We start from the raw sequence: 25,462 nt of genomic DNA on the forward strand, positions 1-25,462 counted from the left end.
CGACTTCACCGCTGGTCGGGAGGTCGGTCAGGCGCCGCCCTTCAGGTGCTGCTCGACGCGCTCCACCTTCGCGTCGAGCTGGCCCTCGTAGCCGGGCCGGATATCGGCCTTGAGCACCAGGCTGACGCGGGGCGCGCCCTCACCCGCCGCCTCGACAGCGCGCTTGACCACGTCCATCACCTCGTCCCACTCGCCCTCGATGTTGGTGAACATGGGCCCGGTCGAGTTCGGCAGACCGGACTCGCGGACGACGCGGACCGCGCGGGCCACGGCCTCGCTCACCCCGCCATCGGAATCCCCGCTCGCGGGGCTGACGCTGAACGCGACGATCATGTGTTCCTCCAAGTAGTGAGCGACACCGGTCCCCAGCTTGCCGACAGTCGCTGCTAACTTCGAGGCCCATGAACCGTCCGTTGCCGTTCGACCCGATCGCGCGCGCGGCGCAGCTGTGGGAGGACCGCATCGGGCCCTCCGGAACCATGGCCGCCGTGACCGGCCTGATGCGGGTGCAGCAGATCGTCCAGTCCGCCGTCGACGGCGCGCTCAAGCCGCACGGCCTGACGTTCGCGCGCTACGAGGCGCTGGTGCTGCTGACGTTCGCCCGCAGCACGAGCCTGCCTATGCGCGTGATGGGGGAACGACTGCAGCTGCATCCCACGAGCGTCACGAACATCGTGGACCGGCTGGAGAAGGACGGCCTGGTCAAGCGGCTGCCACACCCGACGGACCGGCGCACCACGCTCGTCGAGATCACCGACGAGGGGCGCGTGCGGCGCGAGCAGGCGACCAAGGCGGTCACGGCGATCGACTTCGGGCTGGTCGGCCTCACCTCACGGCAGACCGACCAGCTCACCGAGCTGCTGACGAAGGTCCGCAAGGCAGCGGGCGACTTCGCCGAGTGAGCCCTGGCGCCGGGCGCCTCAGGCGTTGGCGGGCTCCGGCTCCTTCGCCACGAACAGGCCCGTGCCGCCGTTGCGCAGGCGCTCGGGGCCGTCGAGACGGCCGCGGCGCAGCGCCCACTTCTCGAAGATCCACGTGAACAGCGGCGGGATGCTCGCGAGCAGTGCGACGACCAGGACCCTCCAGGACCAGCCCAGCGGGCGGAACACCGCGAGCGTCACCGCGAGGTAGAGGACGAACATGACGCCGTGCACCATGCCCAGCACGGGCACGCCGCCCTCGCCGAGCTCCACGACGTACTTCAGGAACATGCCGATCAGCAGGCCGGCCCAGGAGAAGGCTTCGGCAACGGCGACCACGCGGAACAAGACGCCAGCCTTGTTCGACAAGGGTTCCTCCTTGATCACGAAAAACCGCCCGAACAGCGGCCGCGAATACAGTTTCTGTCCACGTCAACCACGCTGTCGGACGTCTCGATACCAGTGTGATGCGTGATGGCCATCACCGGGCCACCGGGGGCTCGTGATCATCACCACCGCGGCGCGTCACGCTTCCCAGCGGAACACCTTCGCCGCTATGAGGCCGACGACCGCCGTGAACCCGAGCAGCACCATGGCGGGCAGCAGGAGCGCGCCGATGCCCTGGTCACGCACCATCACGTCGAGCATCCCCTCGTTGAGGTGGCGCATCGGGAAGATCAGCGACACGTTCTGCAGCCACTGCGGGATGGCGTCGAGCGGCAGCAGCGCGCCCGAGAGGAACGCCATCGGCAGCGTGATGAGGTTGGCCACACCGCTGGCGGCTTCCTCGGTCTTGCAGAAGGCGCCGACGAGCATGCCGATCGCGAAGAACGAGAGCGTGCCGAGCAACAGCAAGGGGATCGCCAGCCACCACTGCCCCGACAGCCGCAGCCCGAACACGGGCAGCATCGCCACGCCCACGAACACCACGAACTGCAGCACGGCCACGCCGAGCGCCACGAGCAGCCGCGAGCCCAGGACGGTCACCGGCCGCACCGGAGCCAGCCGCAGCCTGCGCAGCACCTGCTTCTTGCGCCAGTTCACGAACGTCAGCGCGGCACCGAACACGGCGGAGATCGAGATCGCCCACGACATGATTCCCGGCGTCAGGTACTGGATGGGCTTGAGCGACTCGTCCTCCACCTGCGCGGAGTCGAGCGTGAACCGCGGAGCCTGCCCGGTGGCGGCGATGTTGGCCTGGTTCACCACGCCGGCGACGAGGCCGTTGACCACCCCGGCCTGCGTCCGGTCGCTCGCGGCGAAGCGCAACGTGATCGTGTCGCCGTTCTGCTCGACGTAGGCGGGCAGGTCGCCGTCTCGCACCTGCTCGCGCGCGGCCTCGGCCGAGTCGAGCCGCGTCAGCTCCACGGCGTCGGACCGTTCGAGCGCGGAGATCACCGGGCCGTCGCCGACGACGCCGATCGAGGTCCGGGAGACGCCCTCGTTGCCGAAGAGCAGCCCGAAGAGCACCAGGAACATCATCGGGAACAGGAAGGTGAAGAACAGCGTCGCCTTGTCCCGGATGAAGCCGAGGAAGCCCGCCTTCGACAGAGCCAGGAACGCCGAGGACGGCGCAGGGCGCGCCGCCGTGCGCTCGCGGAGGTTCGCGGTGAGGGTCATGCCCGGTACTCCCGTCCCGTCAGCTCGAGGAACACGTCCTCCAGCGTCGCCGTCCGAACCTGCAGCCCGTCGAGCGTGCCGCGCTCGGCCAGTGCCGACAGCAGCGGCGCGGGCGAGCGCGTGGAGATGGTGAGCGACAGGTCGTCCTCGGCGACCTGGTCGGCGCCGGGCAGGGCACGGGCCTGCTCGGCGGGCAGCGCGCCGCGCTCCAGGATCACGCGCGTGGCGGCGTCGAGGTCGCGGACGAGCCGGGCGGGCGGGTCAAGGGCGAGGATCCGGCCGTGGTCCATGATCGCCACGCGATCGCACAGCACTTCGGCCTCGTCGAGGTAATGGGTCGTGTAGACGATCGTCTTGCCGCGCGCCTGGACTTCGCGCAGGACGTCCCACAGGTTGCGCCGCGCCTGCGGGTCGAGTGCCGCGGTCGGCTCGTCCAGGAAGACGATGTCCGGGTCGTGGACCAGGGCGCACGCGATCGAGAGCCGCTGCCGCTGGCCGCCGGAGAGCTTCGCCTCGAGGGTGGCCGCCTTCTCGGTGAGCCCGACGAGCTCCAGCACCTCGTCCACGCGCGAGGCGCTGACGCCGTAGAGGGCGCCGAACGTCTCCAGCTGCTCGCGCGCGGTCAGCCTGTCGAAGAACGCCGACGCCTGCAGCTGCACGCCGATGCGGGGCAGGAGCGCGATGTTGCGCGGCCACGGTGACTCGCCGAGCAGGCGCACGGTTCCGGAGTCGGGCTCGCGCAGGCCCTCGGCGATCTCCAGCGTCGTGGTCTTGCCCGCACCGTTCGGGCCGAGGATGCCGAAGAACTCGCCTTCGGCCACGTCGAACGAGACGCCGTCGACCGCGCGGAGGTCGCCGTAGTTGAGATGGATGCCGGACACGCTGAGTGCCGAGGACGTGGCCATGGCACGGACATTAGCGACCGCGCCAGACATCCGGTTGACAGGCACCGGTGCGGCGGTGTTCGATCCACTCGCTATGACAACGTTGTCGTCAACCTCGGACAGCGCGCGCCGGGCCACCATGAACGACGTGGCCCGGCTGGCCGGTGTGAGCATCAAGACCGTGTCGCGGGTGGTCAACGACGAGCCCGCGGTGCACCCGGAGACGGCGGCCCGCGTGCTCGCCGCCATCGAGGAGCTGGGCTTCCGGCGCAACGCCGGTGCGCGCAACCTGCGCCGTGGCTCCACCACGGGCACACTCGGGCTGATCGTCGAGGACGTGGGCAACCCGTTCTATTCGGAGCTGACCAGAGCCGTCGAGCGGGTGGCGACCGCGTTCGGCAGGCAGGTGCTCACGGGCTCGTCGGAGGAGAACCCCGACCGGGAACGCGAGCTGGCGCTGGAGTTCTGCGGACGCAGGGTCGACGGGCTGCTGATCGTGCCCGCCGGTGACCGGCACGCCTACCTCGGTCCGGAGCTGCGCTCCGGCACGCCCGTGGTGTTCATCGACCGCCCGCCGGGCGGGCTCGCCGCCGACACGGTGCTCGTGGACAACGCGGCGGGGGCCGCCGAGGCCGCCGCCCACCTGGCAGCGCACGGCCACCGCCGTATCGCGTTCGCGGGCGACAGCCCGGAGATCCACACCGCGCGCGAGCGGCTGCGGGGCTTCCACGAGGGGTGTGCCCGCGCGGGCATCGGCCCGACGGAGCGCGTCGTGGTGATGCGCGAGCCGGGTGAGGACAGCGTCGCGGAGACGGTGCGCAGGATGCTCGCCGGGCCGGACACGCCCACCGCGGTCGTCGCGGGCAACAACCGCGTCACCGTGGAGCTGCTGCGGGCGCTGGGCAGGCGCGAACGCCGTCCCGCGCTCGTCGGCTTCGACGACTTCGAGCTGGCCGACCTGCTCGACCCACCTGTCTCGGTGGTCGCGCACGACGTCGGCCTGCTCGGGAGGACGGCGGCCGAGCTGTTGTTCGCCCGCCTGCAAGGAGATCAGTCACCACCGAGAAAGGTCGTTCTGCCCGTGCGTCTCACCGCCCGCGGTTCCGGAGAGGTCGCTCCCGCATGACCGGTACGCAAGCGTTCGAACCCATCCGGCTCCCGGCCAACCAGCCCGCGCAGTTCTACCGGGGCGGCGCCGCGATCGCCGCGCTGCGCGGCGCGGACTCGAGTCAGGACTTCGGCCCCGAGGACTGGGTCGCCTCCACCACCACGCTCTTCGGCAACGAGAGCGCGGGGCTCAGCAGGCTGCCGGACGGGCGGCTGCTGCGTGAGGCCGTGCAGGCCGACCCGCGGGGCTGGCTCGGCGCGGCCCACGTCGAGCGGTTCGGCGACTCGACGGCCCTGCTGGTGAAGCTGCTCGACGCGGGCCAGCGACTGCCCGTGCACTTCCACCCTTCGGACTCCTTCGCCCGCAAGCACTTCGACTCGCACTTCGGCAAGACCGAGGCGTGGATCGTGGCAGGCACGAGCGGGCCCGAGCCCACCGTGTACGCGGGGTTCGAGCGCTCGCAGGACCTGGCGACCATCGACCAGTGGGTGCGCGACCAGGACGCGCCCGCGATGCTCGGCGCGCTCAACCGCATCCGCGTTCGGCCCGGCGACACGGTCTACATTCCCGCGGGGCTTCCGCACGCGATCGGCGAGGGCGTCTTCGTGGTGGAGCTACAGCAGCCGACGGACTTCTCGCTGACCATCGAATGGCGCGACTTCCTCGCCTCCCCCGACAAGGGCCACCTCGGCATCGGCTTCGACACGGCGCTGCGGGCGCTCGACACGTCGGGCTGGGACGGGGACAGACTCGAGACGATCGTGCGGCACACCGGATCCGACACGTCGTCCACCGTGGACCTGCTCGCCGAGGGCGCGCGCCCGTTCTTCCGCGCGGACACGCTGCGTCCCGGCGGCGCCGCGCTCGCGCTGGACCCGTCGTTCGCGGTGCTCGTGGTGCTCGACGGCGACGGAGCCCTGCGCAGCACGTCCGGCGCCGAGTACCCGGTCGGCAAGGGCGACACCCTCGTGGTGCCGCACGCGGCGGGCGAGCTGGAGCTGACCGGCCAGACGACCATGGTCCGCTGCCGCCCACCCGCCCCGTAGGGACCGCGGTCGACGGCGGTGGGTGGCCTGGCTGCCCGCAGTGAAGGCCACCTTCACTGCGTGGAATCAGCCACAGCGGCGCGGAGCGTCTCCGTTTGGGTGGTGGTGGGAGGCGGGTGGGCGCAGGCAAGGTGGCCTTCACTGCGGCCGGGTCAGTACGGGAGCTTGCCGTCCGCGAGGGCGGTGAGGGTGCCGTGCAGCCACGTGCGCGTGGCCTTCCAGAGGCCGCCGCCGAGCGAGATCCGGGCGACGCCGAGCCCGGCGAGGCCCGTGAGGTCCGGCCCGCCGGGCAGGTACGTCGCGTTGACGGCCGCCGGGCGCACCCCCTCGGTGAACGCCCGCAACACGTCGGGCGCGCGCACGTGGATCGGGTACACGCAGTCCGCGCCCGCCGCCAGGTAGCGGCGGGCGCGGTCGAGCGCGTCCGGCAGCACGGCCTGCTCGTCGGCGTCTTCCCCGGCGCCGAGGAAGACGTCGACGCGGGCGTTGAGCACGAGGTCCTCGCCCGCCGCCTCCCGGACCGCCGCCAGGCGGTCGGCCTGTTCGGCCGCGTCTCGCGGTTGACCGCGCGCGTGGTCGGTGTCCTCCAGGTTGCAGCCGACCGCGCCCGTGGCGAGCAGCCGCTCGGCGAGCTCCGAAGGCGCGAGGCCGTAGCCCGCCTCGGCATCGACCGTCACCGGCACGCTCACGGCACGGGCGATCCGGGTGGCCGCGGCGAGCATCTCGGCCGCAGGCGCCTGCTCGCCGTCGCGGTAGCCGAGCGTCCGCGCCACCGCCACCGAACTCGTGGCCACGACCGGGAACCCGGCCTCCTCCACCAGGCGCGCGCTGTCGGCGTCCCACACGTTGGGCAGCACCAGCGGGCTGCCCGGCACGTGCAGCTCCCGGAGCCGGCCTGCGGTCACCGTGGATCCGGTGGCAGCGGCTTGCGGCTGGTGACGCCGAGGCGGTTGAAAGCGTTGATCACCGTGGCCGCCCACGCGACGGCCACGTACTGCTCCTCCGTGAACACCGCCTTGGCCTGCTCGTAGACGTCGTCGGGCACGTCCTGGTGCTGCGGGAGACGGGTCATGGCCTCGGTGAGCGCGAGCGCGGCCCGCTCCTGCTCGGTGTAGAGCTCGGTCTCCCACCACGTGCTGAGCAGGAAGAGCCGCCGCTCGGTCTCGCCCGCCTTGCGCGCGTCGCGCGAGTGCATGTCCACGCAGAACGCGCAGCCGTTGATCTGCGACGCCCTGATCTTCACCAGCTCGATGAGGCGCTGGTCGAGCCCGGCGTCGGCCGCGGCCTTCTCCACGGTGGTGTGCAGGGCGACCAGGGTCTTGTACGCCTCGGGCAGCGCGGGGCTGAGTTGGGTTCGCTTCGTCACTCCGCCAACGTAACCGGAACTGGCCCACGAGTATGGTCCAGTTTCATGACGGGATCATGGACCAGTTCGGCGCGGGACGTGCACCTCGACTGGGATCCGTCGACCGGGCGGCGCGGCCTCGCCGACGCGATCCGCAACGCCATCCGCACGGGCAGGCTCGCTCACGGCGACGCCCTGCCCTCCACGCGCGCGCTCGCGGGCGACCTCGGCGTCGCGCGCGGGACGGTCACCCGCGTCTACGCCGACCTCGCCGCCGAAGGCTACGTGCACACGAGCCAGGGCGCCCCGACCGTCGTGGTGGCCGACGGCGTCCAGCAGGCGTCGGCGCCGCGCGGGCGGCTCCGCTCCCCCGAGGCCCGCTGGAGCCTCATGCCCGGCAACCCGGACCTGTCCGCCTTCCCCCGCGCGGCCTGGCTGTCGGCGACCCGGCGGGTGCTCCAGCACGCGCCCGCCTCCGCGTTCGGCTACGTCGACGAGCGCGGGGTCGCGCCGTTGCGCGAGGTGCTCGCGGGCTACCTCGCCCGCAGCCGTGGCGTGGTGGCCGACCCGGAACGGATCGTCGTCTGCGCGGGCTACGCGCACGCGATCTCGCTGCTGGCGATCGCGTTGCGCGGACGGGGCGAGCTGGCATTCGAAGACCCGTCGCTGTGGGTCTTCCGCGACTACGCCCACGCGGCGGGCGCCCGGATCACCGGGGTGCCCGTCGACGAGTCGGGGATCCGGGTGTCCGAACTGGACAGTCCGGCCGTGGTGGTGACGCCCGCGCACCAGTACCCGCTTGGCATGACCCTCGCGCCGCGCAGGCGGGCCGAGCTGGCTCGCTGGGCGGGTGAGCAGGGCGGGTACGTGATCGAGGACGACTACGACGGCGAGTTCCGCTACGACCGCAAGCCCGTCGGCGCGTTGCAGGCGCTCGCGCCGGAGCGCGTGGCCTACGCGGGCACGGCGAGCAAGACGCTCGCGCCCGGGCTGCGGCTCGGCTGGCTCGTGCTGCCGCGCGCGCTCGTGGAACCGGTGCGTGCGGCGATGGCTACCCACGGCTGGCGCACCCCCGTGCTGGAGCAGCTCGTGCTCGCCGACCTGATCGGCTCCGGCGACTACGACCGGCACGTGCGCCGCTGCCGCGCCGCCTACCGAGCCCGCCGCGACCGGCTGCTCGCCACGCTGCCGGGCTACCTGACGCCGCACGGCATCTCAGCGGGCGTGCAGCTGCTGCTCACGCTTCCAGAGGGAGGTCCTGGCGAGGCCGAGGTGCTGGCGTCCGCGAAGCGGCAATCCCTTGCGCTGCAGGGGCTCGGTCCACACTGGATCACGCCGGGCGACCATCCGCAGGGGCTCGTGCTCGGCTACGCCACCCCGGCCGAGCACGCGTTCTCGGCGACGCTGGAGGCGCTGGGCCGGACGCTGGCCGGCGTTTCGCCCTGAGCGGATTCGCGTGCCCGCCCTGCGGCTGCCGAATACGTTGCGATGCATGGACATCGTCGAGCTGACCGACCGGCTGCACCTGCTCCGCTTCGACGTCGGGCAGGCGTACCTGTGGCGCGACGCGGACGGGCTGACGCTCGTCGACGCGGGCCCGCGCGGGCAGGGCATGGAGATCCGGCGGGCGGTCGAGGACCTCGGCGGGCAGCTGCGCCGGATCGTGATCACGCACGCCCACGGCGACCACACCGGCTCGCTGGCCGAAGTCCGCGCGTGGAGCGACGCGACCGTGTCCGCGCACCGGCTCGACGCGCCGTACGTCCGCAGCGGGGAACCGGTTTCGCCGCCGGTGCTCGAGGACTGGGAGCGCCCGTTGTTCGAAGCCGTGAGCGGGCACCTGGCGGGCCCGCCGGCCGAGCTCGACGTGGAGGTGGACGACGGCGACGACCTGGGCTTCGGCGACGGCGCCGTGGCGCTCTGGGTTCCCGGCCACACAGAGGGCAGCATCGCCGTGCACCTGCCGGCGCACGGCGTGCTCTTCACCGGGGACACGGTCGCCGAGCACGGCGGCGACGTGCTGCTCGGCGTGTTCAACCAGGATCGCGAGCGCACGGTCGCGGCGCTGAAGCGGCTGGCCGTCCTCGATCCGCGCGTGGTGTGCTTCGGCCACGGCGAGCCGCTCACCAGCGACGCCGGTGCGACGCTGCGGGCGGTCGCCGGGGGCTACTGACCGCGCAGGTCGGCCACCAGGGCATCCGCTGCCGTGAACGGGTCGAGCTCGCGGGCCGCCACACGGCGCGCGAGCCCGGCGAGCCGGTCGCCGCCCCGCAGCTCGCCCAGCTCGGCGCGCAGCCGCCGCAGCGCGATGGCCTCGACCTCGGCGCTCGCCCGCACGGTCCGCCTGCGCTCCAGCTCGCCGTGCGCGGCGAGCCAGTCGTGGTGGTCCCGCAGGGCTTGCAGCACGTCGGCGGCGCCCTTGCCCTCGGCCGCGACGGTGGGCACGATCGGCTGCCGCCACGCCGGGCCGGTGACGCCCCTGCGGCTCATGGCGATCAGCTGCCGCAGGTCGTGCACGGTCGCGTCGGCGCCGTCGCGGTCGGCCTTGTTGACCACGAAGACGTCGGCGATCTCCAGCACTCCGGCCTTGGCGGCCTGGATGCCGTCGCCCATGCCGGGGGCCAGCAGCACCACGGTGGTGTCCGCGAGCCGTACGACATCCACTTCGGACTGTCCAACGCCGACGGTCTCGATGAGCACCACATCGAAGCCCGCCGCGTCGAGCACCCGCACCGCCTGCGGTGTGGCCCAGGCGAGCCCGCCCAGGTGACCGCGGGTGGCCATGGAACGGATGAACACGCCGGGGTCGGTGGCGTGCTCGGTCATCCTGATGCGGTCACCGAGCAGCGCACCGCCGGAGAACGGCGACGACGGGTCGATCGCGAGTACACCGACCCGCTTGCCCTGCTCACGCAGCGCGCTGAGCAGCATCGACGTGGAGGTCGACTTGCCGACACCCGGCGGCCCGGTGAGTCCCACGACCCGCGCGTTGCCGGTGTGGGGCGTCAGCGCGGCCGCGATCTCCGGCAGCTGCGGGTGCGCGTCCTCGACGAGGGAGAGCAGCCGGGCGACGGCACGGGGCGAGCCGCCCCGCGCCTGCTCGACGAGCCCGGTGACGTCAGTAGGGCGCGCCCTAGGGGACACTGATCAGCAGCGCGTCACCCTGACCGCCACCACCGCACAGCGCGGCCGCACCGAGCCCGCCACCGCGGCGGCGCAGCTCGTGCACGAGGTGCACGGCGAGCCGCGCGCCGGAGGCGCCGATCGGGTGGCCCAGCGCGATGGCGCCGCCGTTGACGTTCACGATGTCGGGGTCCACGCCGAGCTTCTCCGTGGAGACGAGCCCGACGGCGGCGAACGCCTCGTTGATCTCCACGAGGTCGAGCGCGCCCACGTCGAGCTTCGCCTTGGCGAGCGCGGCCTTGATCGCGTTCGACGGCTGCTCGTGCAGGCTCGCGTCCGGGCCGGAGACCACGCCGTGCGCGCCGATCTCGGCGAGCGGCGTGAGCCCCAGCTCCTCGGCCTTGGCTTTGCTCGCCACCACCACGGCGGCGGCGCCGTCGGAGATCTGCGAGGCCGAGCCGGCGGTGATCGTGCCGTCGGAGGCGAAGGCGGGCCGCAGCTTGGCGAGGCCGTCGGCGGTGGTGTCGCCGCGCACGCCCTCGTCGGCGCTGAAGACGATCGGGTCGCCCTTGCGCTGGGGGATCGAGACCTCGGCGATCTCGTCCGCGAAGGTCCCGTTCGCGATGGCCTTGGCGGCGAGCTGGTGCGAACGCGCCGCGAAGGCGTCCTGCTGCTCCCGGGTCAGGCCGTAGCGGGCGTTGTACTTCTCGGTGGAGCTGCCCATCGCGACCTGGTCGAACGCGCAGAACAGCCCGTCGTAGGCCATGTGGTCCACGAGCGTCGTGTCGCCGTACTTGAAGCCGGAGCGCGACTTGGGCAGCAGGTGCGGCGCCTGCGTCATGGACTCCTGCCCGCCGGCGACGACGAGGTCGAACTCACCGGCACGGATGAGCTGGTCGGCCAGCGCGATGGCGTCGAGCCCGGAGAGGCACACCTTGTTGATGCTCAGCGCGGGCACGTTCATGGGGATGCCCGCGGCGACGGCGGCCTGCCGCGCCGGGATCTGGCCAGCGCCCGCGGTGAGGACCTGACCCATGATCGTGTACTGCACGGCCTCGGGGGCCACACCGGCGCGCTCCAGCGCGGCCTTGATGGCGATACCGCCGAGCTGTGCTCCGGAGAAGTCCTTCAACGAGCCGAGCAGCCGGCCGATCGGCGTACGGGCGGCACCCAGGATCACGGAACCGGACACAACAGCCTCCTGAAATCTCGATCGACACGCTGCCTCGCTGCACGAGCCGCTTCGTCGACGATACCGGCACCGGCGCCTTCTGAATCGAACGCGAAGGGCCGCGCGGGGTGTGAACATCCGCACGTCCGGCGCCTGTGTCGTCCCCCTATTCTGCCTCCATGCAGGAGGCACTGAAGCCGTTCATCACGACGATCGACCACGTCGGCGTCGCCGTCCCCGACCTCGACGAGGCCATCGCGTTCTACGCGGAGAACTTCGGCCTCGAAGCCACGCACACCGAGGTCAACGAGGAGCAGGGCGTGCGGGAGGCGATGCTGCACGCGCCCGGCGACGAGCGCGGCCCCGCGGTACAGCTGCTCGCGCCCCTGCGGCCGGACTCCACGATCGGCAAGTTCCTCGACACCAGGGGCCCCGGCCTGCAGCAGCTGGCCTACCGGGTCACCGACATCGAGGCGGCCGCCGAGGCGCTGCGGGCGAAGGGGCTGCGCCTGCTCTACCCGGAGCCCAGGCGCGGCACGGCGGGCAGCAGGGTCAACTTCGTCCACCCGAAGGACGCCGGTGGTGTGCTGGTGGAGCTAGTCGAGCCCGCCGCCGGGCACTGAGTCGTTCGCCCGCGAGGTGAGCGCGCCCGCGATGAACATCAACTCGCGCTCCATCTCGTCGGCGGAGCCCTCACCGGTGTGCCGGGCCATCGAGTGCCGGTAGCTCACCGCGAGCGCGAGCAGCGCCGAGGCGCTGTCGACGTCGGCGAGCGCGAGCGTGCCCGCGCCCGCCGCCGCGAGGATCACCGTGCGCACCTGCTTGACCAGCACCTCGTACCGGGTCTGCAGCGCGTCGCGCACGGCCCGGTGCGTGTCGGCCTCCCGCCAGAGCAGGTGCGACAGCACCCGCGACGCGGACAGCCTGCGGTCGAGCTCGGCGACGAGCCTGCGCAGGCTCTCGGCGATGTCTCCGGGCACCACCACGTGCGCGGGCTCGATGTGCTCGTCGGGCAGCCGCTCGACCAGCGCGGTCAGCAGGTCGCGCTTGCGGCGGAAGTAGTAGTGCACGAGCCCCTTGGGCACCCCGGCCACCTCGGCGATCCGCGACGTCGGGGTCGCGTCGAAGCCGGTCTCGGCGAACAGGTGCTCCGCGGCGAGGAGGATGCGCTCCCTGGCCGATGGATCATCGGCCTGCTGGCGAGCCATCTCTCCCCCTTTCGACGCCTCACCGCCCGCGGTCACGATAGCGCGCCGCGCACGGCCGCGGGACCCGCGACGACGCCGTACCGGCGTGGTCGCGGGTCCGCGAAGGGGACTGGGCTTGTCTCTCTGCTCCCTGCCCCGCCCAGCGGGCAACGGGGGCTGGGAGGCGCGCCCTGGCTGTCAGTGTCCGCGCACCGTGCGGTGGACGGAGTTGGCGACGGGCAGCGCCGCCGCTCCCGCAAGCACCGTCAGGGCGCCGACGATCCAGGACGTCCAGGCCGCGCCGTCGAACTCCGTGTAGGTCATCACCCACGGTGAGATGAACGCCAGCGCACCGAGGACCACCTGCAGACCCTCGCCGTAGATCAGGCCGGGCATCGCGAGTGACACGAGCCCGTCCAGTGCGATGAGCGCGCCGAGCACGATCATCGTCCACATCGCGGCGTTGTCGGTGCCCATCCAGAGCGGGGACAAGGCCAGCACCGCACCCAGCACGACCTCGGCCCAGTCGTGCGGACGCGTCCAGGGACGTGCCGAGACATCTGCCATCGTGATCACCTCCAGTAGCAGCAACGACGCGGCGAACACGCCGGTGCGTCCACCGCGGGAAGACCGTGAGCACGCGGTTCCACCTCCATCGTGCGCCTTGGTTGGCCGGCCGGTCAAACACGGATCGGTCACGGTCGGAGCAACTCGGCGCCATGCTGGGTGACCTGTGCGGTCGTACAGTTGTGCCTGCGGTTACCTACGGGTAACTTCAGCCGCCCAGCCCCACTCACCCGACCTCACGGAGGCCCCCCGATGGCGAACGAGCTGAGTGAGATCCTGCAGGCCGTGCTCGCCGGCGAGTCCGAGGCCGTCGGCTCACTGCCGATGCCGGAGTCCTACCGGGGCGTCACGGTGCACGCCGAGGACGTCGAAATGTTCGCGGACCTGCCGAGCCGCGACAAGGACCCGCGCAAGTCGCTGCACCTCGACGACGTGCCGGTGCCGGAGCTGGGGCCGGGTGAGGCGCTCGTGGCCGTGATGGCCAGCGCGATCAACTACAACACCGTGTGGACCTCGATCTTCGAGCCGCTGCCGACGTTCAAGTTCCTGCAGCGCTACGGCAGGCTCTCCGAACTGGCCAAGCGCCACGACCAGCCCTACCACGTCGTCGGGTCCGACCTCTCCGGCGTGGTGCTGCGTACCGGTCCCGGCGTGCACCGGTGGAAGCCGGGCCAGGAGGTGGTGGCGCACTGCCTCGACGTGGAGCTCGAGGGGCCCGACGGGCACAACGACACGATGCTCGACACCGAGCAGCGCATCTGGGGCTTCGAGACCAACTTCGGCGGTCTCGCCGAGATCGCACTGGTCAAGGCCAACCAGCTCATGCCGAAACCGGCCCACCTCACGTGGGAGGAGGCCGCCTGCCCCGGACTGGTCAACTCCACCGCCTACCGCCAGCTCGTCTCACGCAACGGCGCGGACATGAAACAGGGCGACGTGGTGCTCATCTGGGGCGCCTCGGGCGGGCTCGGCTCGTACGCGACGCAGTACGCGCTCAACGGAGGCGCGATCCCGGTGTGCGTGGTGTCCAGCCCGGAGAAGGCCGAACTGTGCCGCAGGCTCGGAGCCGAGCACGTCATCGACCGCACCGCCGAGGGCTACCGGTTCTGGAAGGACGAGACCACCCAGGACCCGAAGGAGTGGCAGCGGTTCGGCGCCCGGATCCGTGAGCTGACGGGCGGCGAGGACCCGGACATCGTGTTCGAGCACCCCGGCAGGGAGACGTTCGGCGCCTCGGTCTACGCGGCCCGCAAGGGCGGCACGATCGTCACGTGCGCGTCGACGTCGGGATACCTGCACCAGTTCGACAACCGCTATCTCTGGATGAACCTCAAGCGGATCATCGGCTCGCACTTCGCGAACTACCGTGAGTCGTGGGAGGCCAACCGGTTGATCGCCAAGGGGCACATCCACCCGACTCTGTCCAAAACGTACTCACTGGCCGACACCGGCCAGGCCGCCTACGACGTGCACCGGAATCTCCACCAGGGCAAGGTCGGCGTGCTCTGCCTGGCGCCCGAGGAAGGCCTCGGCGTGCGCGACGAGGAAACGCGCGCGAAACACCTCCCCGCTATCGAGACGTTCCGCGGCGTGTAGTTCTCGGCGCCCGTTAGGGTGGGGTACATGAGCCTTGGCGAAGAACGGGAGCTCGTGCCGCTGGGAGCCGGCTTCGACTTCGAGAAGCGTGGATACAGCCGTGCGCAGGTCGACGAACACCTCGAGCGGCTGGACGCCGACCTGAAGATGCTCACGTCCGACCGGGACGCGGCCATCTCGCAGGCGGGCGACCTGGCGAGGCAGCTCGAGGCGGCCCGCATCGAGATCGACGACCTGCGCGGGCAGGTCGAGCGGCTCGCGCAGCCACCCACCACGATCGAGGGTCTTTCCGAGCGCCTGCAGCGCATGCTGAGGCTCGCGCAGGAGGAGGCCAACGACACCAAGGCGAGGGCGGAGGCCGAGGCCGGGCACATCCGCGCGAAGGCGGAGTCCGACGCCAGCGCGATGCGCGCCCGGTACGAGCAGCTGCTCACCGAGCTCGCCGAGCGCCGCAGGGAGATGGAGGCGGAGCACCGCAAGGTGCTCGCCGACGCCCGGGCCGAGGCTGAGTCGATCACCTCGACGGCCAAGGCGGAGCGTGACCGGCTCGACCGCGAGTCCGAGCAACGCCGCACGCAGGTCGAAGAGGACTTCGAGATCGCGATGGCGACGCGGCGCACGGAGTCGATGCGCCTGCTCGCCGAGCAGGAGGCCGCCAGCAAGGCCGAGGCCGAGCGGCGTGTCCGCGAAGCCACCGAGGAGGCGGCGGCCATCCGCAAGGAGGTCGCCGAGGAGCAGACCAAGGCGCGCACGGAGATCGACCGCAGGCAGCGCGAGTCGGTGGAGGACGCCAACCGGCGCAAGCAGAACTCGATCAACGAGGCCAACGCGCGCGTCGCCGAGGCGACCGACGAGGCCAACCGCCGCGTGCGCGAGGCCACCGAGGAGGCCAACCGCAGGCTGGCCGAGGCCACGGCCAAGGTCGAGTCGCTGCGCACGCTGCGCGGCAAGATCGCCGAACAGGTACGCGCGGCCCGCGCCATGCTCGCGGAGGCCAACGAGGCACTCGAGGACGGCGCCTCACAGACCGCCGACACCCCGGCCACGAGCGACACCGCCGCCGCCGAGGACGCCGACGGGTCCGAAGCACCCACCCGCCGCGACCTCAGGACCACCGCCACCGTCGGCTCCAAACCAACCCACGAATAGGCCGACCCCAGGGCGCCGCGCGGCCACAAACGACCCGCCGCGCACCGCCCACACCCCGCCCGCCAAAGCCCACAAGACACCCAACAACGGGCACACCACCAACCGCCGACACCCCGGCCACGACCGACACCGCCGCCGCCGAGGACGCCGACGGGTCCGAAGCACCCACCCGCCGCGACCTCAGGACCACCGCCACCGTCGGCTCAGAACCTAACTCGCGAGTAGGTTACTGCTGCGCGGTGCCGCGCGGCACGCTACTGTCCTCGTGCAGACTTGCCCGTGCACCCTGCAGGAGGACCTGATGGCCGCCTATCAGACCGTGGTCGTCGGCACCGACGGCTCGGACTCGTCGTTCGCCGCCGTCGACCGTGCGGCAGCCGTCGCCGCCGACGCCGCTGCCACGCTGGTGATCGCCTGTGCGTACTACCCGGCGAGCAAGCAGGAGGTCGAGCGAGCCCAGGACGAGCTGCGTGACGAGGCATACCAGGTCGTCGGGTCGGCCCCGGCCGAGGACACGCTGCAGTCGGCGCGCGACCGGGCCGCGCGAGCGGGCGCGGTGAAGATCGAGACGGTCGCCGTGCGCGGCGAGCCCGTCGACGCGCTGCGCTCGGTGGTCAAGGACCGCTCCGCCGACCTGCTCGTGGTCGGCAACCGAGGACTCAACACGCTCGCAGGCCGCATCCTGGGCTCCGTGCCGTCGGAGGTGGCGCGCAAGTCTGGCGTCGACGTGCTCATCGTGCACACGACGTAGGCGCGATGGCCGACGAGGCTTTGCAGCGCAGGCTGGAGCGCATCCTGCTGGGTGGCAAGCGCAAGTACACCCGGCTCCAGGTCGCCGAGCGCTCCGGGGTGCCCGAGGAGCGGACCCGGCAGCTCTGGCGAGCGCTGGGCTTCGCCGCCGTGCCCGACGACCAGGTGGTGTTCACAGACGCCGACGTCGAGGCCGTCCGCATCGCGGACCGCATGATCGACGCGGGCGTCTTCGACCAGGAGCTGGAGACCGCGGTGACGCGGGCGCTCGGCCTGCACATGTCCCGGCTCGCGGAGTGGCAGGCGGACCTGCTGTGGTCGCTCATCCGGGAACGCCCTGAGCTGGCCGCTGACGAGCGCAAGCTCATCAAGCTCGTGGAGCAGCTGGTGCCGCAGCTCGAGCAGGTGCAGAGCTTTGTGTGGCGGCGGCACCTCGGGGCGTACGCGGGCCGGGCGCTCGCGGCGCCCGACGAGGATTTGGAGTCCAGGACCGAGGTCGTGGGCTTCGTGGACATGGTCGGCTACACGCGCATGACGCGCCGGATCGACGAGTCCGCGCTGGGCGACGTGCTGGAGCGCTTCGAGGGGCTCGCCACCGAGGTGATCGCCGAGGGCAGGGGGCGCGTGGTCAAGATGATCGGCGACGAGGTGCTGTTCGTGGCCGACGCGCCGGTGGCCGCCGCCGAGATCGCGCTGACGCTCTCGGAGCGCACGAGCGCCGACGAAGAGCTGCCGCCGGTGCGGGCCGGGCTCGCGGCAGGGCGGGTGCTGAGCCGCTTCGGCGACGTGTACGGCGAGACCGTGAACCTGGCGAGCAGGCTCACCTCCCTCGCCCGGCCGGGCACGATCCTGGTGGACCGGGAACTGGCGAAGCAACTCGCGGGCGAACCGGCGTACGAGGTCCGCTCACGGCGCCCGGTGTCCGTGCGCGGCTACAGCCGCGTCCGCCCGTCGGCGCTGCGCAGGGCGAGGGACACGGGCGGCCCGTTCGAGAGCGGCCAGCAGCTGGCCGCCGAGCTGCTCGGCCTGACCGGCCGCCGCGACCCCCGCCACTGATCCGCCTCAGCGCGACTGGAACCGCTCGCGGCGGATCGTGGCCTTGCGGCCCTTGATCGTGGTGCCCTTCAACGCGGCGATCACGTCGTCGGCTGCGCCCTCGGGAACGTCGACCAGCGAGAACCGGTCGGCGATGTCGATGGCCCCGATGTCGCGTCCACGCAGCCGCGACTCCCCCGCGATGGCGCCGACGAGATCCTGCGGGCGGACCCCGGCCGTGCGCCCGACGCCGACGAACAGGCGGGTCATACCCCGGCCCACGGCCCGCCCGCGGCGCGGCTCGCGCCCACCGGGCCCGTCCTTGCGGCCGCGCCTGCCGTCGGCGGGCGGCCACGAGGTGACCTCGGGGATCTCCTCCTCGTCGGTGATCGTGCCGTCCGCCTCGTGCACGAGCTTGACCGCGGCGAGCGCCACCTCCATCACGTCGAACTCATCGGCCAGTGGCTCCACCACCGCGCGGAAGCGGTCGAGGCCGTCGGAATCCTGCAGGCTCTCCCACAGTGCGGCCCTGGTCTGCTCGAGGCGCTGGGCCTTCACGTCGGCGATCGTCGGCAGCTTCCGGACGGCGATCTTCATGCCGGTGACGCGCTCGATGGTCTTGAGCATCCGGTGCTCGCGGGGTTCGGCGAGCGTGATTGCGGTGCCCTCGCGCCCGGCCCTGCCCACGCGACCGATGCGGTGCACATACGACTCGGGCGCGCTCGGCACGTTGTAGTTGACGACGTGCGTGAGCTGCTCGATGTCGAGCCCGCGCGCGGCGACGTCGGTGGCCACCACGAGATCGGCGGTGGCCGACCGCAGCCGCTCCACCACCCGGTCGCGCTGCTGCTGGTTCATGCCGCCGTGCAGCGGCTCGGCCCGGTAGCCCCTGCCGTTGAGCGTCTCGGTGAGCTGGTCGACCTCCTCGCGGGTGCGGCAGAAGACGATCGCGGCCGTGGGCGACTCGGCGTCGAGCATTCGCCCGAGCGCCGCCGGCTTGTGGCCCCTCGGCACCACGTACGCGCTCTGCCGCACCTTCGACGGCTCGTCCTTCGCCGAGGCTGCCCGGCCGAGCTCGATGCGCGCCGGGTCGGTGAGGTAGTGGTCCACCATGCCGCTGATGCGCGGCGGCATCGTCGCCGAGAAGAGCATCGTCTGCCGCTCCTCGGGGATGTTCTGGAAGATCGCCTCGATGTCCTCGGCAAAGCCCATGTCGAGCATCTCGTCGGCCTCGTCGAGCACCACCATGGTCAGCTCACCGAGCGAAAGCGTGCCGCGGGAGATGTGGTCGAGCGCGCGGCCCGGCGTGGCGATGACGACGTCGACGCCCCGCTCCAGCGCCTTCAGCTGCCGCCCGATCGGCTGGCCGCCGTAGATCGGCAGCACGCGCGTACCCAGCTCGTGGCCGTAGCGGTGCATCGCCTCGGAGACCTGGACGGCGAGCTCACGCGTGGGTGCGAGCACGAGCGCCTTGGGTTTGACGCCCGCGCCGTGCCCGGTGATCCGCTGCAGGATCGGCAGCGCGAACGCGGCGGTCTTGCCGGTGCCGGTGGCGGCCTGCCCGACGAGGTCACGGCCCTGCAGCAGCGGCGGGATGGCCGCCCGCTGGATGGGCGTCGGCTCCTCGTAGCCGAGACCGGTGAGCGCGTCGAGCAGCTCCTGGCGCAGCTGGAGGTCGGCGAAGCTCGCCACGGTGTCCGATTCGTTTTCAGTCATGGTGGTGGACCTCCTGATCCAGGGAACGGGTTTCGGCGACGCCACGCCCGTTGACTTCCCCAGGCAGGGACAACCATCGACGGTACTGGTCGAACCGGCGTCGATGCGTTCAGCGCCCTGCGGGCAGTACCGCGTACTGGCGGACGTACAGGTCGGTGTAGGTGACGGGACCACGCGGTCCCGGCACCCTGTCCAGGTTGATGCCGGTCTCGGGCACGCCGAGCAGCTTGAAGCCGTCCAGCAGCCGGGTCGGCGCGTTCCAGAACACGCCGGTGCCCTGGTAGCCGTCGAAGAACGCCTCGGCGGCCGCCGCGTCCTCGGTCGCGATGCCCGCGGCCAGACCGGAGGTCTGCTCGTTGGCGATCGCCACCGCTTCCGCCAGGTCGGCGACCCGCGCGACGGTGACCGTGGCCTCCCGGTCGGAGTCCAGCGCCCACTCGTAACCGATGGCGTGCTCGTACGGCGGCAGCGACGGGCTCACGTCCCGCCCGGCGAGCGCCTCCGACACCAGTGGCCACAGCTCGTCGTAGACCGCGTCGTTGATCAGCAGCAGGTTCAGCCGGTTGCAGACGCCGAGCCGGTCGAGGCTCGCGCCGACGAGCGAGCGCACCTTCTCCGCGTCGGCGGCCGCGTCCACGTACAGCACGCCACCGCCATCGGCGTGGGCGAGCGTCCGCACACCGTGCGTGGCCGCTTCGGTGGCCAGCGCGCGGGTGCTGTCGCCGCTGCCGCGCAGGATGACCAACGGCACCAGACCCGGCAGGCTCACCAGCGCCGCGGCGGCCTCCCGCTCGACGCGCGGCACGAGCTGGATCACGTCGGCGTCGATGCCTGCTGCGGCCAGCGCGGGCGCGATCACCACCTCGACCAGCCGCTGTGCCGAGCCCAGCGCGGCCGAGCCCGTGCGCAGCACACCGGCGTTGCGCGATTTCACCAGCTGCGACGCCACGTCGACGGTCACGTTCGGCCTGGCCTCGTAGTTGGCGCCGATGACGCCGACCGGCCGCCGCCGCTCCACCAGGCGCAGGCCACCGTCGAGTGTGGACACCTCGACGGAGCGCTCCTGGTGCGGGGCACCGGCCAGCAGGCGCAGCTGCTCGGCCATCCCGGTGAGCCGCTCGTCGGTGATCGTGAGCCGGTCGAGCAGGCCGGCGCTCATGCCGTCGGCCGTGGACCGCTCGACGTCGGCGACGTTGGCCTCGAGCACCTCGTCGCGGTGGTCGAGCAAACGCTGCGCCATGCCCCGCAGGGCCGTGTCGATCGCCTCGTCCGACGCCGCGGCGAGGGACGGAGCGGCCCCCTTCGCCGCACGCGCGCACTCCTCGACAGCCTTGGCGACCTCGTCCGTCACAGCACAGCCCTCTCAACCACTCGTCGCGACGCGCGACGCACAACAGCCTCTCGACCCAACCGGTGTCAGCACCCCAGTGTGCCGCACGGCGTGGCGAGACTGCCGGGCTGGTCCTGCTTGAGCGCGCACGAGACCGGGTTCACAGCGGCGCCGGCACGGCGGGCTCCACCAGCAGCATTCCGCCGACGACGAGACAGGTGAGTGTCAGGACCCCGAGGACGAGCAGCCAGATCGCGGCGGGCAGCCCGGTGAGGCGCGCGAGCTGGTCGGCGTCCGAGTCCCGCGCGGCACCCCGGCGGCGTTTGGCCTGCAGTTCGAACACCGGCCGCACCGACCCGATCAGCAGGAACCATGTCATCACGTAGACGAACGCCGCCTGCACACCCGGCCCGGCGAACCACGCGATCGCGGCGAGCACGGCCGCGGACACGAGCACGGCGAAGACCCCGTAGGCGTTGCGCACCATCACCAGCACGCCCAGCAGCAGCACCGCCGCGATGCCGAGCACCGCGCTCAGGTTCTCGCCCGACACCAGCCCCGCGAAGGCCAGCCCCAGCAGCGCGGGCGCCGGATAGCCCGCGAGCGTGGTGAGCACCATGCCGGGCCCCTCCGGCTTGCCCCGCGACACCGTGACGCCCGAGGTGTCCGAGTGCAACCGGATGCCCTGCAGGCGTCTGCCGGCCAGCACCGCCACGGCGGCGTGTCCCGCCTCGTGCACGATCGTCATGACGTTGCGCGCGAGCCGCCACGGTGTCCGCAGCAGCACGACGAGCAGCGCCACCACACCCGTGGCGAGGGCGATGGTGCCGGTCGTGGCCGCGTCCAGGTCGAACGCACGCCAGATCTCGCTGTCTTGGACGGCCAACTGCACGCCGGCTAGCTCATCACAACGCCGGTCTGCTCTCCGTTACCCCCTTCCCCGGTGCGTTGCTCCACACCGCGCTATCGTTCCTCGCCCCCGTGCCGGCTCCAGGTGATCGCCGAGGTGCCGACCGACCTGAGCAGGAACGCACCCCAGCTCCGGAACGGCTGCCATCGCTGGGCGATGTCCTCCAGCTCCTCGACCACCCCGGTGCCGTAGACGGCGGCCATCACCGTGTGCAGCCGCAGCTCGTGCCTCGGGAAGACATCGGGATGACCGACTCCGCGCACCACGATCAGCTCCGCCGAGAACGGCCCGACCCCCGCCAGGCCGCGCACCCGCTCCAACGCGTCCTCCACCGGCATCGCCCGCAGACTCCAGGCGTCGAGCAGTCCCTCCCGCGCGGCTCCGGCGATCGCGACGAGCCGCTGCCGTTTCTGCGCCGACAACCCTGGCTGCTCGTCGAGAGCGCACAACTGCTCAGGCGAGGGGAACGACGCTACGGTCCGCCCGCCGACGGCGACGGCGCACCCGAGCCGGGCGGCCAGCCGCTGTTTCAGCAGCGCCGCCTGGGCCACCCGGAGCCGGGCACAGATCACCGCCCAGCACGCCGCCTCGTACGGCGAATGGAAGAGCACCGGCCGCAGGCCCGGATGTCGTTCCCGGAGAGTTCGCATGACCGGATCGGCCGCGACCGCATCGGCGAACCCGGTGCCGTCGACATCGAGCGACAGCATCCGGCGGACCTGCTCGGCGACGGCGGGCACGGCCTCACGGGTGGCCGTGACCTCGACGCTCACGACATCGTGCGCTCGTTGCCGCACGAGGGCGCCCACGTGTTCGCCCGTGCCGTCCAGAGGAAACGCCAGGCGAAGCGTTCCCGGATCGTCCTCTGCGGCACGCCCGGCCGGGGAGCGGTCCGCGGGAAAGGCCGCGCACCGGGTGAGGTCGAAGTCGCCGCATATCTCGAACTCGACGGTGGTCGGGCGGATGGTTCTCCTGGCGGTGGTCAGCATCGTGCACCTCTCGGCAGATCGTCCGAACGTGATGTGCCGACCGTAGAACGACATCGTGACAGCACGGGAGTACCAAGTGCGCCAAAGGATCCGTTCGCACCCGGATCACGGTGAGAACGCCACGAACGGAGACCTCACCACGCCGCGGCGAATAATTCGGTTGCACTACCTTGCTACGTTTCTCGCATGGGAACCTTGTGCAACCGCTGCATGGCGTTCGTCCGGCTTCGGCCGCGCCACGCCTGATCGCAGCGGCTGCGAGTCCACTTCAGGTACCTCCGCGTTCGCCCGGCTGAGCTGACGGGCGAACGCGTCGTGCCCATCTCCTGAGCCCTTTCCGGCCGGCTTCGGTCGCTGCGCCATGACGTCCGCGCGCGCCTCCCTCGGCGCGTTTCCCTCTGTCATGACGGAGTCGCACCATGCCGCAATCCGGCCACTCTCCTGCCCGGAAACCAGTCCCCAACCCGTCCGGTGTCCATTTCCTCGCCTCGCACAGCATCGCCGAAAGCCTGATCAGCTTCTGCTCACCGGGCCCCGCCGATCTGGTGGTGGACTTCGGCGCGGGCTTCGGCGCGATCACCGCACCGCTGGCGAGAACCGGCGCAAGGGTGATCGCCGTCGAACGCGATCCCGCCTTCGTCCGAAAGCTCAGCAAGCGGGTCTCCCAGCACCCCAACGTACGAGTCGTCACGGCCGATGCCCGCAGTTTTCCCTTGCCCCGCAAGGATTTCCTCGTCGTGGCGAACATTCCGTACTCCATCTCGACGGCACTGCTGCGCAGGCTGTTGACACCGAAGGTGACGGCCCTGCGCCGCGCGGCGTTGATCGTGGAATGGGGCTTCGCCAAACGGCTCACCACCTCCGTGCCGAGGACCAAGGAGCTGGCGTGGTGGGCGGGGCGCTTCGACCTCTCACTCGAACGCCGCGTCCCGGCCCGCTGTTTCCGCCCCGCGCCCACTGTGGACTCCGCCCAGCTGAACATCCGGCGCAGGGCAGGACTGGGCCGGAGTGCGGAGCGGGCGCTGTGGGCGCTGCTCGAGACCGCCTACCGCGCGCCGGCGCGCAGCGTCAGGGCGACCGTCGCCGAACTGACGGGCAGGAAACCACACCGTGCGCTCAAATCCTGCGGCATCGACCCGGCGGCACCGGCCGGATCGGTGTCACCCCGCCAATGGGCGACGCTGGCGATCGCACTGGACGGCAACTCTCAGCCAAGTGAGCGCTGACCCTCAGCCTGCTCTCACGAACCGGGACCACGCTTGAAACATGACCGAGAACCCGCAGGCTCCGCGGCAACACACCAATCCGCTGTTCACCCACCAAACGGGCCCGCCGCCACAACAGCACGCCCATCCGCCGTTCCGGGAACCGCCGAGAAAACGGACGATCTCCGGCCGCGTCGGCGTGCTCGTGACGTCCGCGGCCGTGGTCGCCGCGCTGGTCGGCGGCGCAGGGGGTGCCGCGTTCGTCACGGCGGCGCACGACGGCGCGGGCAGTTCGCCGTCGACGAGCTCGGCCGGGTCGGCCACCGGCCAGCAGGTCTCCACCGGCTCGGCGGACGTGAGCGGCGTCGCCGAGAGGGTGCTGCCGAGCGTCGTGCAGATCGAGGCGTCGGTCCCCGGCGGCCAGTCCCTCGGCTCCGGCGTGATCCTCAGCGAGGACGGCCGGATCCTCACCAACGCGCACGTGGTGAGCGACGCGGTCGGAGACGTCACCGTCACGCTGTCGGACGGCACCACCTACCGGGCAAGCGTGCTCGGCGCCGACGAGAAGGCGGACATCGCCGTGCTGCAGGCCAGGGACGCGAGCGGCCTCACCCCGGCCGTCCTTGGCGACTCCGACTCCCTGAAGGTCGGCCAGGAGGTCGTGGCGATCGGCTCCCCCGCCGGCCTGCAGAACACCGTCACGTCGGGCATCGTGAGCGCCGTCGACCGCATGCTCTCCGACCTCTCCGGACAGGAGCCGCAGTCGCCCTTCGGACGGCAGGCGTTCGACCAGACGTCCGACTCGCCGAGCTACACCGCGATCCAGACCGACGCCTCGATCAACCAAGGCAACTCGGGTGGCCCGCTGGTCAACTCGGCGGGAGAGGTCATCGGCATCAACTCCGCGATGTACTCGCCGTCCGGCTCGGGCAGCGTCGGCATCGGCTTCGCCATCCCCATCAACGACGCGAAAACGATCATCGACAACATCGAGAACGGAGCGTGACAAGCGGTCGGAAGCACGTCACGTTAGTGTGGCCGGGTGACCGACCGTCTTGTCTGGATCGATTGTGAAATGACGGGGCTCGACCTGGCGAAGGACGCCCTCATCGAGATCGCCGTACTCGTGACCGACGCCGAGCTTCGAGTACTCGGCGAGGGCCTCGACCTGGTCATCCACGCCGATGACGAGGCGCTAGCGAACATGCCGGACGTGGTGCGCGACATGCACGCCCGCTCCGGGCTCACCGAGGAGGTGCGCCGCTCGACGGTCACGCTCGAGGAAGCCGAGCGCAAGGTGCTCGACTACGTCCGCGCCCACGTGCCCGACGCCCAGACGGCGCCGCTGGCGGGCAACTCGATCGGCACCGACCGCGGTTTCATCGCCAGGGACATGCCCGAGCTCGACGCCTACCTCCACTACCGCATGGTGGACGTGTCGTCCGTCAAGGAGCTCGTGCGCCGCTGGTACCCGCGGATCTACTACGCCAAGCCGGAGAAGGGCCTCGCCCACCGCGCGCTCGCCGACATCAAGGAGTCCATCGGCGAGCTGGAGTACTACCGCAGGACCGCCTTCGTCGCCCAGCCGGGCCCGAGCACCGAACAGGCCAGGGCCGCCGCCGACGAGGTGCTGCGCGCACGGTCTTGAGCAACCCGGTTCATGGTCGCTGAGGCGACACGCTACGATATTCCAGCCGAGGTGCTCAGCAGGCTCCTCGCATGGTGGGTATAGCTCAGTCGGTAGAGCACCTGGTTGTGGTCCAGGGGGTCGCGGGTTCAAGTCCCGTTACTCACCCCAGAACGACCTGTGG

At 71.6% G+C, this 25,462-nt stretch carries 27 protein-coding genes and 1 tRNA gene; 14 read left to right on the forward strand and 14 right to left on the reverse strand.

What is annotated here, in order from left to right; translation table 11 throughout:
- Nucleotides 1-27: 27 nt before the first annotated feature.
- On the reverse strand, nucleotides 28-333 hold the full coding sequence (locus tag FCN18_RS20585; RefSeq protein ID WP_113641189.1) for a thiamine-binding protein: 306 nt from the start codon (nucleotides 331-333) through the stop codon (nucleotides 28-30).
- 68 nt (nucleotides 334-401) lie between these two features.
- Between FCN18_RS20585 and FCN18_RS20590 the strand changes: the two genes are divergently transcribed.
- Nucleotides 402-902: a MarR family winged helix-turn-helix transcriptional regulator gene (locus tag FCN18_RS20590; protein WP_112272830.1), complete on the forward strand. Its 501-nt coding sequence runs from the start codon at nucleotides 402-404 to the stop codon at nucleotides 900-902.
- Between the two features lie 18 nt (nucleotides 903-920).
- Here FCN18_RS20590 and FCN18_RS20595 read toward each other — a convergent pair whose 3' ends face one another.
- The 3 genes from FCN18_RS20595 to FCN18_RS20605 form a co-directional block, all read right to left on the reverse strand.
- Entirely contained in the window at nucleotides 921-1,289 is a 369-nt protein-coding gene (locus FCN18_RS20595) for a DUF3817 domain-containing protein (RefSeq protein ID WP_112272832.1), read from the reverse strand.
- Nucleotides 1,290-1,445: 156 nt separating this feature from the next.
- Nucleotides 1,446-2,540: an ABC transporter permease gene (locus FCN18_RS20600; protein WP_112272834.1), complete on the reverse strand. Its 1,095-nt coding sequence runs from the start codon at nucleotides 2,538-2,540 to the stop codon at nucleotides 1,446-1,448.
- Nucleotides 2,537-3,445 (reverse strand): ABC transporter ATP-binding protein, encoded by a 909-nt coding sequence (locus tag FCN18_RS20605; RefSeq protein WP_137095876.1) that lies wholly within the window; start codon nucleotides 3,443-3,445, stop codon nucleotides 2,537-2,539. Before FCN18_RS20605 ends, FCN18_RS20600 begins: the two co-directional genes overlap by 4 nt.
- A 118-nt stretch (nucleotides 3,446-3,563) precedes the next feature.
- Here FCN18_RS20605 and FCN18_RS20610 point away from each other — a divergent pair, with 118 nt between their 5' ends.
- Nucleotides 3,564-4,550, forward strand: a complete 987-nt coding sequence (locus tag FCN18_RS20610) for a LacI family DNA-binding transcriptional regulator (protein WP_137095877.1) — start codon at nucleotides 3,564-3,566, stop codon at nucleotides 4,548-4,550.
- A complete protein-coding gene (locus FCN18_RS20615) occupies nucleotides 4,547-5,578 on the forward strand; it encodes a class I mannose-6-phosphate isomerase (protein WP_112272839.1) in 1,032 nt (343 codons plus the stop codon). Before FCN18_RS20610 ends, FCN18_RS20615 begins: the two co-directional genes overlap by 4 nt.
- Before the next feature lie 152 nt (nucleotides 5,579-5,730).
- Here the strand turns inward: FCN18_RS20615 and FCN18_RS20620 are convergent, their stop codons facing one another.
- Both FCN18_RS20620 and FCN18_RS20625 read right to left on the reverse strand, forming a co-directional pair.
- Nucleotides 5,731-6,483: an isocitrate lyase/PEP mutase family protein gene (locus tag FCN18_RS20620; RefSeq protein ID WP_112272841.1), complete on the reverse strand. Its 753-nt coding sequence runs from the start codon at nucleotides 6,481-6,483 to the stop codon at nucleotides 5,731-5,733.
- A complete protein-coding gene (locus tag FCN18_RS20625) occupies nucleotides 6,480-6,944 on the reverse strand; it encodes a carboxymuconolactone decarboxylase family protein (protein WP_112272843.1) in 465 nt (154 codons plus the stop codon). Before FCN18_RS20625 ends, FCN18_RS20620 begins: the two co-directional genes overlap by 4 nt.
- 45 nt (nucleotides 6,945-6,989) lie before the next feature.
- Between FCN18_RS20625 and pdxR the strand changes: the two genes are divergently transcribed.
- Both pdxR and FCN18_RS20635 read left to right on the forward strand, forming a co-directional pair.
- Complete coding sequence (gene pdxR, locus FCN18_RS20630; protein WP_113641184.1) at nucleotides 6,990-8,369, forward strand: MocR-like pyridoxine biosynthesis transcription factor PdxR; 1,380 nt, start codon at nucleotides 6,990-6,992, stop codon at nucleotides 8,367-8,369.
- Between the two features lie 46 nt (nucleotides 8,370-8,415).
- Nucleotides 8,416-9,096 (forward strand): MBL fold metallo-hydrolase, encoded by a 681-nt coding sequence (locus FCN18_RS20635; protein WP_113641183.1) that lies wholly within the window; start codon nucleotides 8,416-8,418, stop codon nucleotides 9,094-9,096.
- On the opposite strand, the gene meaB is transcribed toward FCN18_RS20635, so the two are convergent.
- Together meaB and FCN18_RS20645 are read right to left on the reverse strand one after the other, a co-directional pair.
- Nucleotides 9,090-10,067 carry a methylmalonyl Co-A mutase-associated GTPase MeaB gene (gene meaB, locus FCN18_RS20640; protein WP_113641182.1) on the reverse strand — a complete coding sequence of 326 codons (978 nt, stop codon included), beginning with the start codon at nucleotides 10,065-10,067 and terminating at the stop codon, nucleotides 9,090-9,092. The genes FCN18_RS20635 and meaB overlap by 7 nt on opposite strands.
- Nucleotides 10,057-11,238: an acetyl-CoA C-acetyltransferase gene (locus tag FCN18_RS20645; RefSeq protein ID WP_112272851.1), complete on the reverse strand. Its 1,182-nt coding sequence runs from the start codon at nucleotides 11,236-11,238 to the stop codon at nucleotides 10,057-10,059. Before FCN18_RS20645 ends, meaB begins: the two co-directional genes overlap by 11 nt.
- 158 nt (nucleotides 11,239-11,396) lie before the next feature.
- Here FCN18_RS20645 and mce point away from each other — a divergent pair, with 158 nt between their 5' ends.
- Complete coding sequence (gene mce, locus FCN18_RS20650; RefSeq protein WP_112272853.1) at nucleotides 11,397-11,840, forward strand: methylmalonyl-CoA epimerase; 444 nt, start codon at nucleotides 11,397-11,399, stop codon at nucleotides 11,838-11,840.
- Here the strand turns inward: mce and FCN18_RS20655 are convergent.
- A complete protein-coding gene (locus tag FCN18_RS20655) occupies nucleotides 11,814-12,425 on the reverse strand; it encodes a TetR/AcrR family transcriptional regulator (RefSeq protein ID WP_112272855.1) in 612 nt (203 codons plus the stop codon). The two genes, mce and FCN18_RS20655, sit on opposite strands and share 27 nt — an antisense overlap.
- Nucleotides 12,426-12,602: 177 nt before the next feature.
- Entirely contained in the window at nucleotides 12,603-12,971 is a 369-nt protein-coding gene (locus tag FCN18_RS20660) for an SPW repeat protein (RefSeq protein WP_112273224.1), read from the reverse strand.
- Nucleotides 12,972-13,223: 252 nt separating this feature from the next.
- Between FCN18_RS20660 and ccrA the strand changes: the two genes are divergently transcribed.
- The 4 genes from ccrA (at nucleotide 13,224) to FCN18_RS20680 (ending at nucleotide 17,522) form a co-directional block, all read left to right on the forward strand.
- Nucleotides 13,224-14,567, forward strand: a complete 1,344-nt coding sequence (ccrA, locus tag FCN18_RS20665; RefSeq protein WP_113641180.1) for a crotonyl-CoA carboxylase/reductase — start codon at nucleotides 13,224-13,226, stop codon at nucleotides 14,565-14,567.
- Nucleotides 14,568-14,594: 27 nt separating this feature from the next.
- Nucleotides 14,595-15,716, forward strand: a complete 1,122-nt coding sequence (locus tag FCN18_RS20670) for a coiled-coil domain-containing protein (protein ID WP_112272858.1) — start codon at nucleotides 14,595-14,597, stop codon at nucleotides 15,714-15,716.
- A 301-nt stretch (nucleotides 15,717-16,017) separates the two neighbouring features.
- Nucleotides 16,018-16,467, forward strand: coding sequence for a universal stress protein (locus tag FCN18_RS20675; RefSeq protein WP_112272860.1), 450 nt, complete (start codon nucleotides 16,018-16,020; stop codon nucleotides 16,465-16,467).
- 5 nt (nucleotides 16,468-16,472) lie between these two features.
- Nucleotides 16,473-17,522, forward strand: coding sequence for an adenylate/guanylate cyclase domain-containing protein (locus tag FCN18_RS20680; protein WP_137095878.1), 1,050 nt, complete (start codon nucleotides 16,473-16,475; stop codon nucleotides 17,520-17,522).
- A gap of 6 nt (nucleotides 17,523-17,528) precedes the next feature.
- Here FCN18_RS20680 and FCN18_RS20685 read toward each other — a convergent pair whose 3' ends face one another.
- The 4 genes from FCN18_RS20685 to FCN18_RS20700 all read right to left on the reverse strand — a co-directional run bounded on the left by FCN18_RS20685 (nucleotide 17,529) and on the right by FCN18_RS20700 (nucleotide 22,446).
- Entirely contained in the window at nucleotides 17,529-19,217 is a 1,689-nt protein-coding gene (locus tag FCN18_RS20685) for a DEAD/DEAH box helicase (protein WP_112272864.1), read from the reverse strand.
- Between the two features lie 109 nt (nucleotides 19,218-19,326).
- Nucleotides 19,327-20,568 (reverse strand): aldehyde dehydrogenase family protein, encoded by a 1,242-nt coding sequence (locus FCN18_RS20690; RefSeq protein ID WP_137095879.1) that lies wholly within the window; start codon nucleotides 20,566-20,568, stop codon nucleotides 19,327-19,329.
- Nucleotides 20,569-20,707: 139 nt separating this feature from the next.
- Nucleotides 20,708-21,439 (reverse strand): M50 family metallopeptidase, encoded by a 732-nt coding sequence (locus FCN18_RS20695; RefSeq protein ID WP_112272949.1) that lies wholly within the window; start codon nucleotides 21,437-21,439, stop codon nucleotides 20,708-20,710.
- Nucleotides 21,440-21,510: 71 nt separating this feature from the next.
- Nucleotides 21,511-22,446: a DNA-3-methyladenine glycosylase family protein gene (locus tag FCN18_RS20700; RefSeq protein ID WP_137095880.1), complete on the reverse strand. Its 936-nt coding sequence runs from the start codon at nucleotides 22,444-22,446 to the stop codon at nucleotides 21,511-21,513.
- Nucleotides 22,447-22,865: 419 nt separating this feature from the next.
- Between FCN18_RS20700 and FCN18_RS20705 the strand changes: the two genes are divergently transcribed.
- The 4 genes from FCN18_RS20705 (at nucleotide 22,866) to FCN18_RS20720 (ending at nucleotide 25,449) form a co-directional block, all read left to right on the forward strand.
- Nucleotides 22,866-23,672 carry a ribosomal RNA small subunit methyltransferase A gene (locus FCN18_RS20705; RefSeq protein WP_137095881.1) on the forward strand — a complete coding sequence of 269 codons (807 nt, stop codon included), beginning with the start codon at nucleotides 22,866-22,868 and terminating at the stop codon, nucleotides 23,670-23,672.
- A gap of 40 nt (nucleotides 23,673-23,712) precedes the next feature.
- Nucleotides 23,713-24,657 (forward strand): S1C family serine protease, encoded by a 945-nt coding sequence (locus FCN18_RS20710; RefSeq protein ID WP_137095882.1) that lies wholly within the window; start codon nucleotides 23,713-23,715, stop codon nucleotides 24,655-24,657.
- Between the two features lie 36 nt (nucleotides 24,658-24,693).
- Nucleotides 24,694-25,299, forward strand: a complete 606-nt coding sequence (gene orn, locus FCN18_RS20715) for an oligoribonuclease (RefSeq protein ID WP_112272957.1) — start codon at nucleotides 24,694-24,696, stop codon at nucleotides 25,297-25,299.
- A gap of 74 nt (nucleotides 25,300-25,373) precedes the next feature.
- Nucleotides 25,374-25,449 (forward strand) — tRNA-His (locus FCN18_RS20720).
- Nucleotides 25,450-25,462 lie beyond the last annotated feature (13 nt).

Origin of the sequence: Prauserella endophytica, assembly GCF_005146945.1 — a bacterium.
Lineage (GTDB): Bacteria > Actinomycetota > Actinomycetes > Mycobacteriales > Pseudonocardiaceae > Prauserella_A > Prauserella_A endophytica.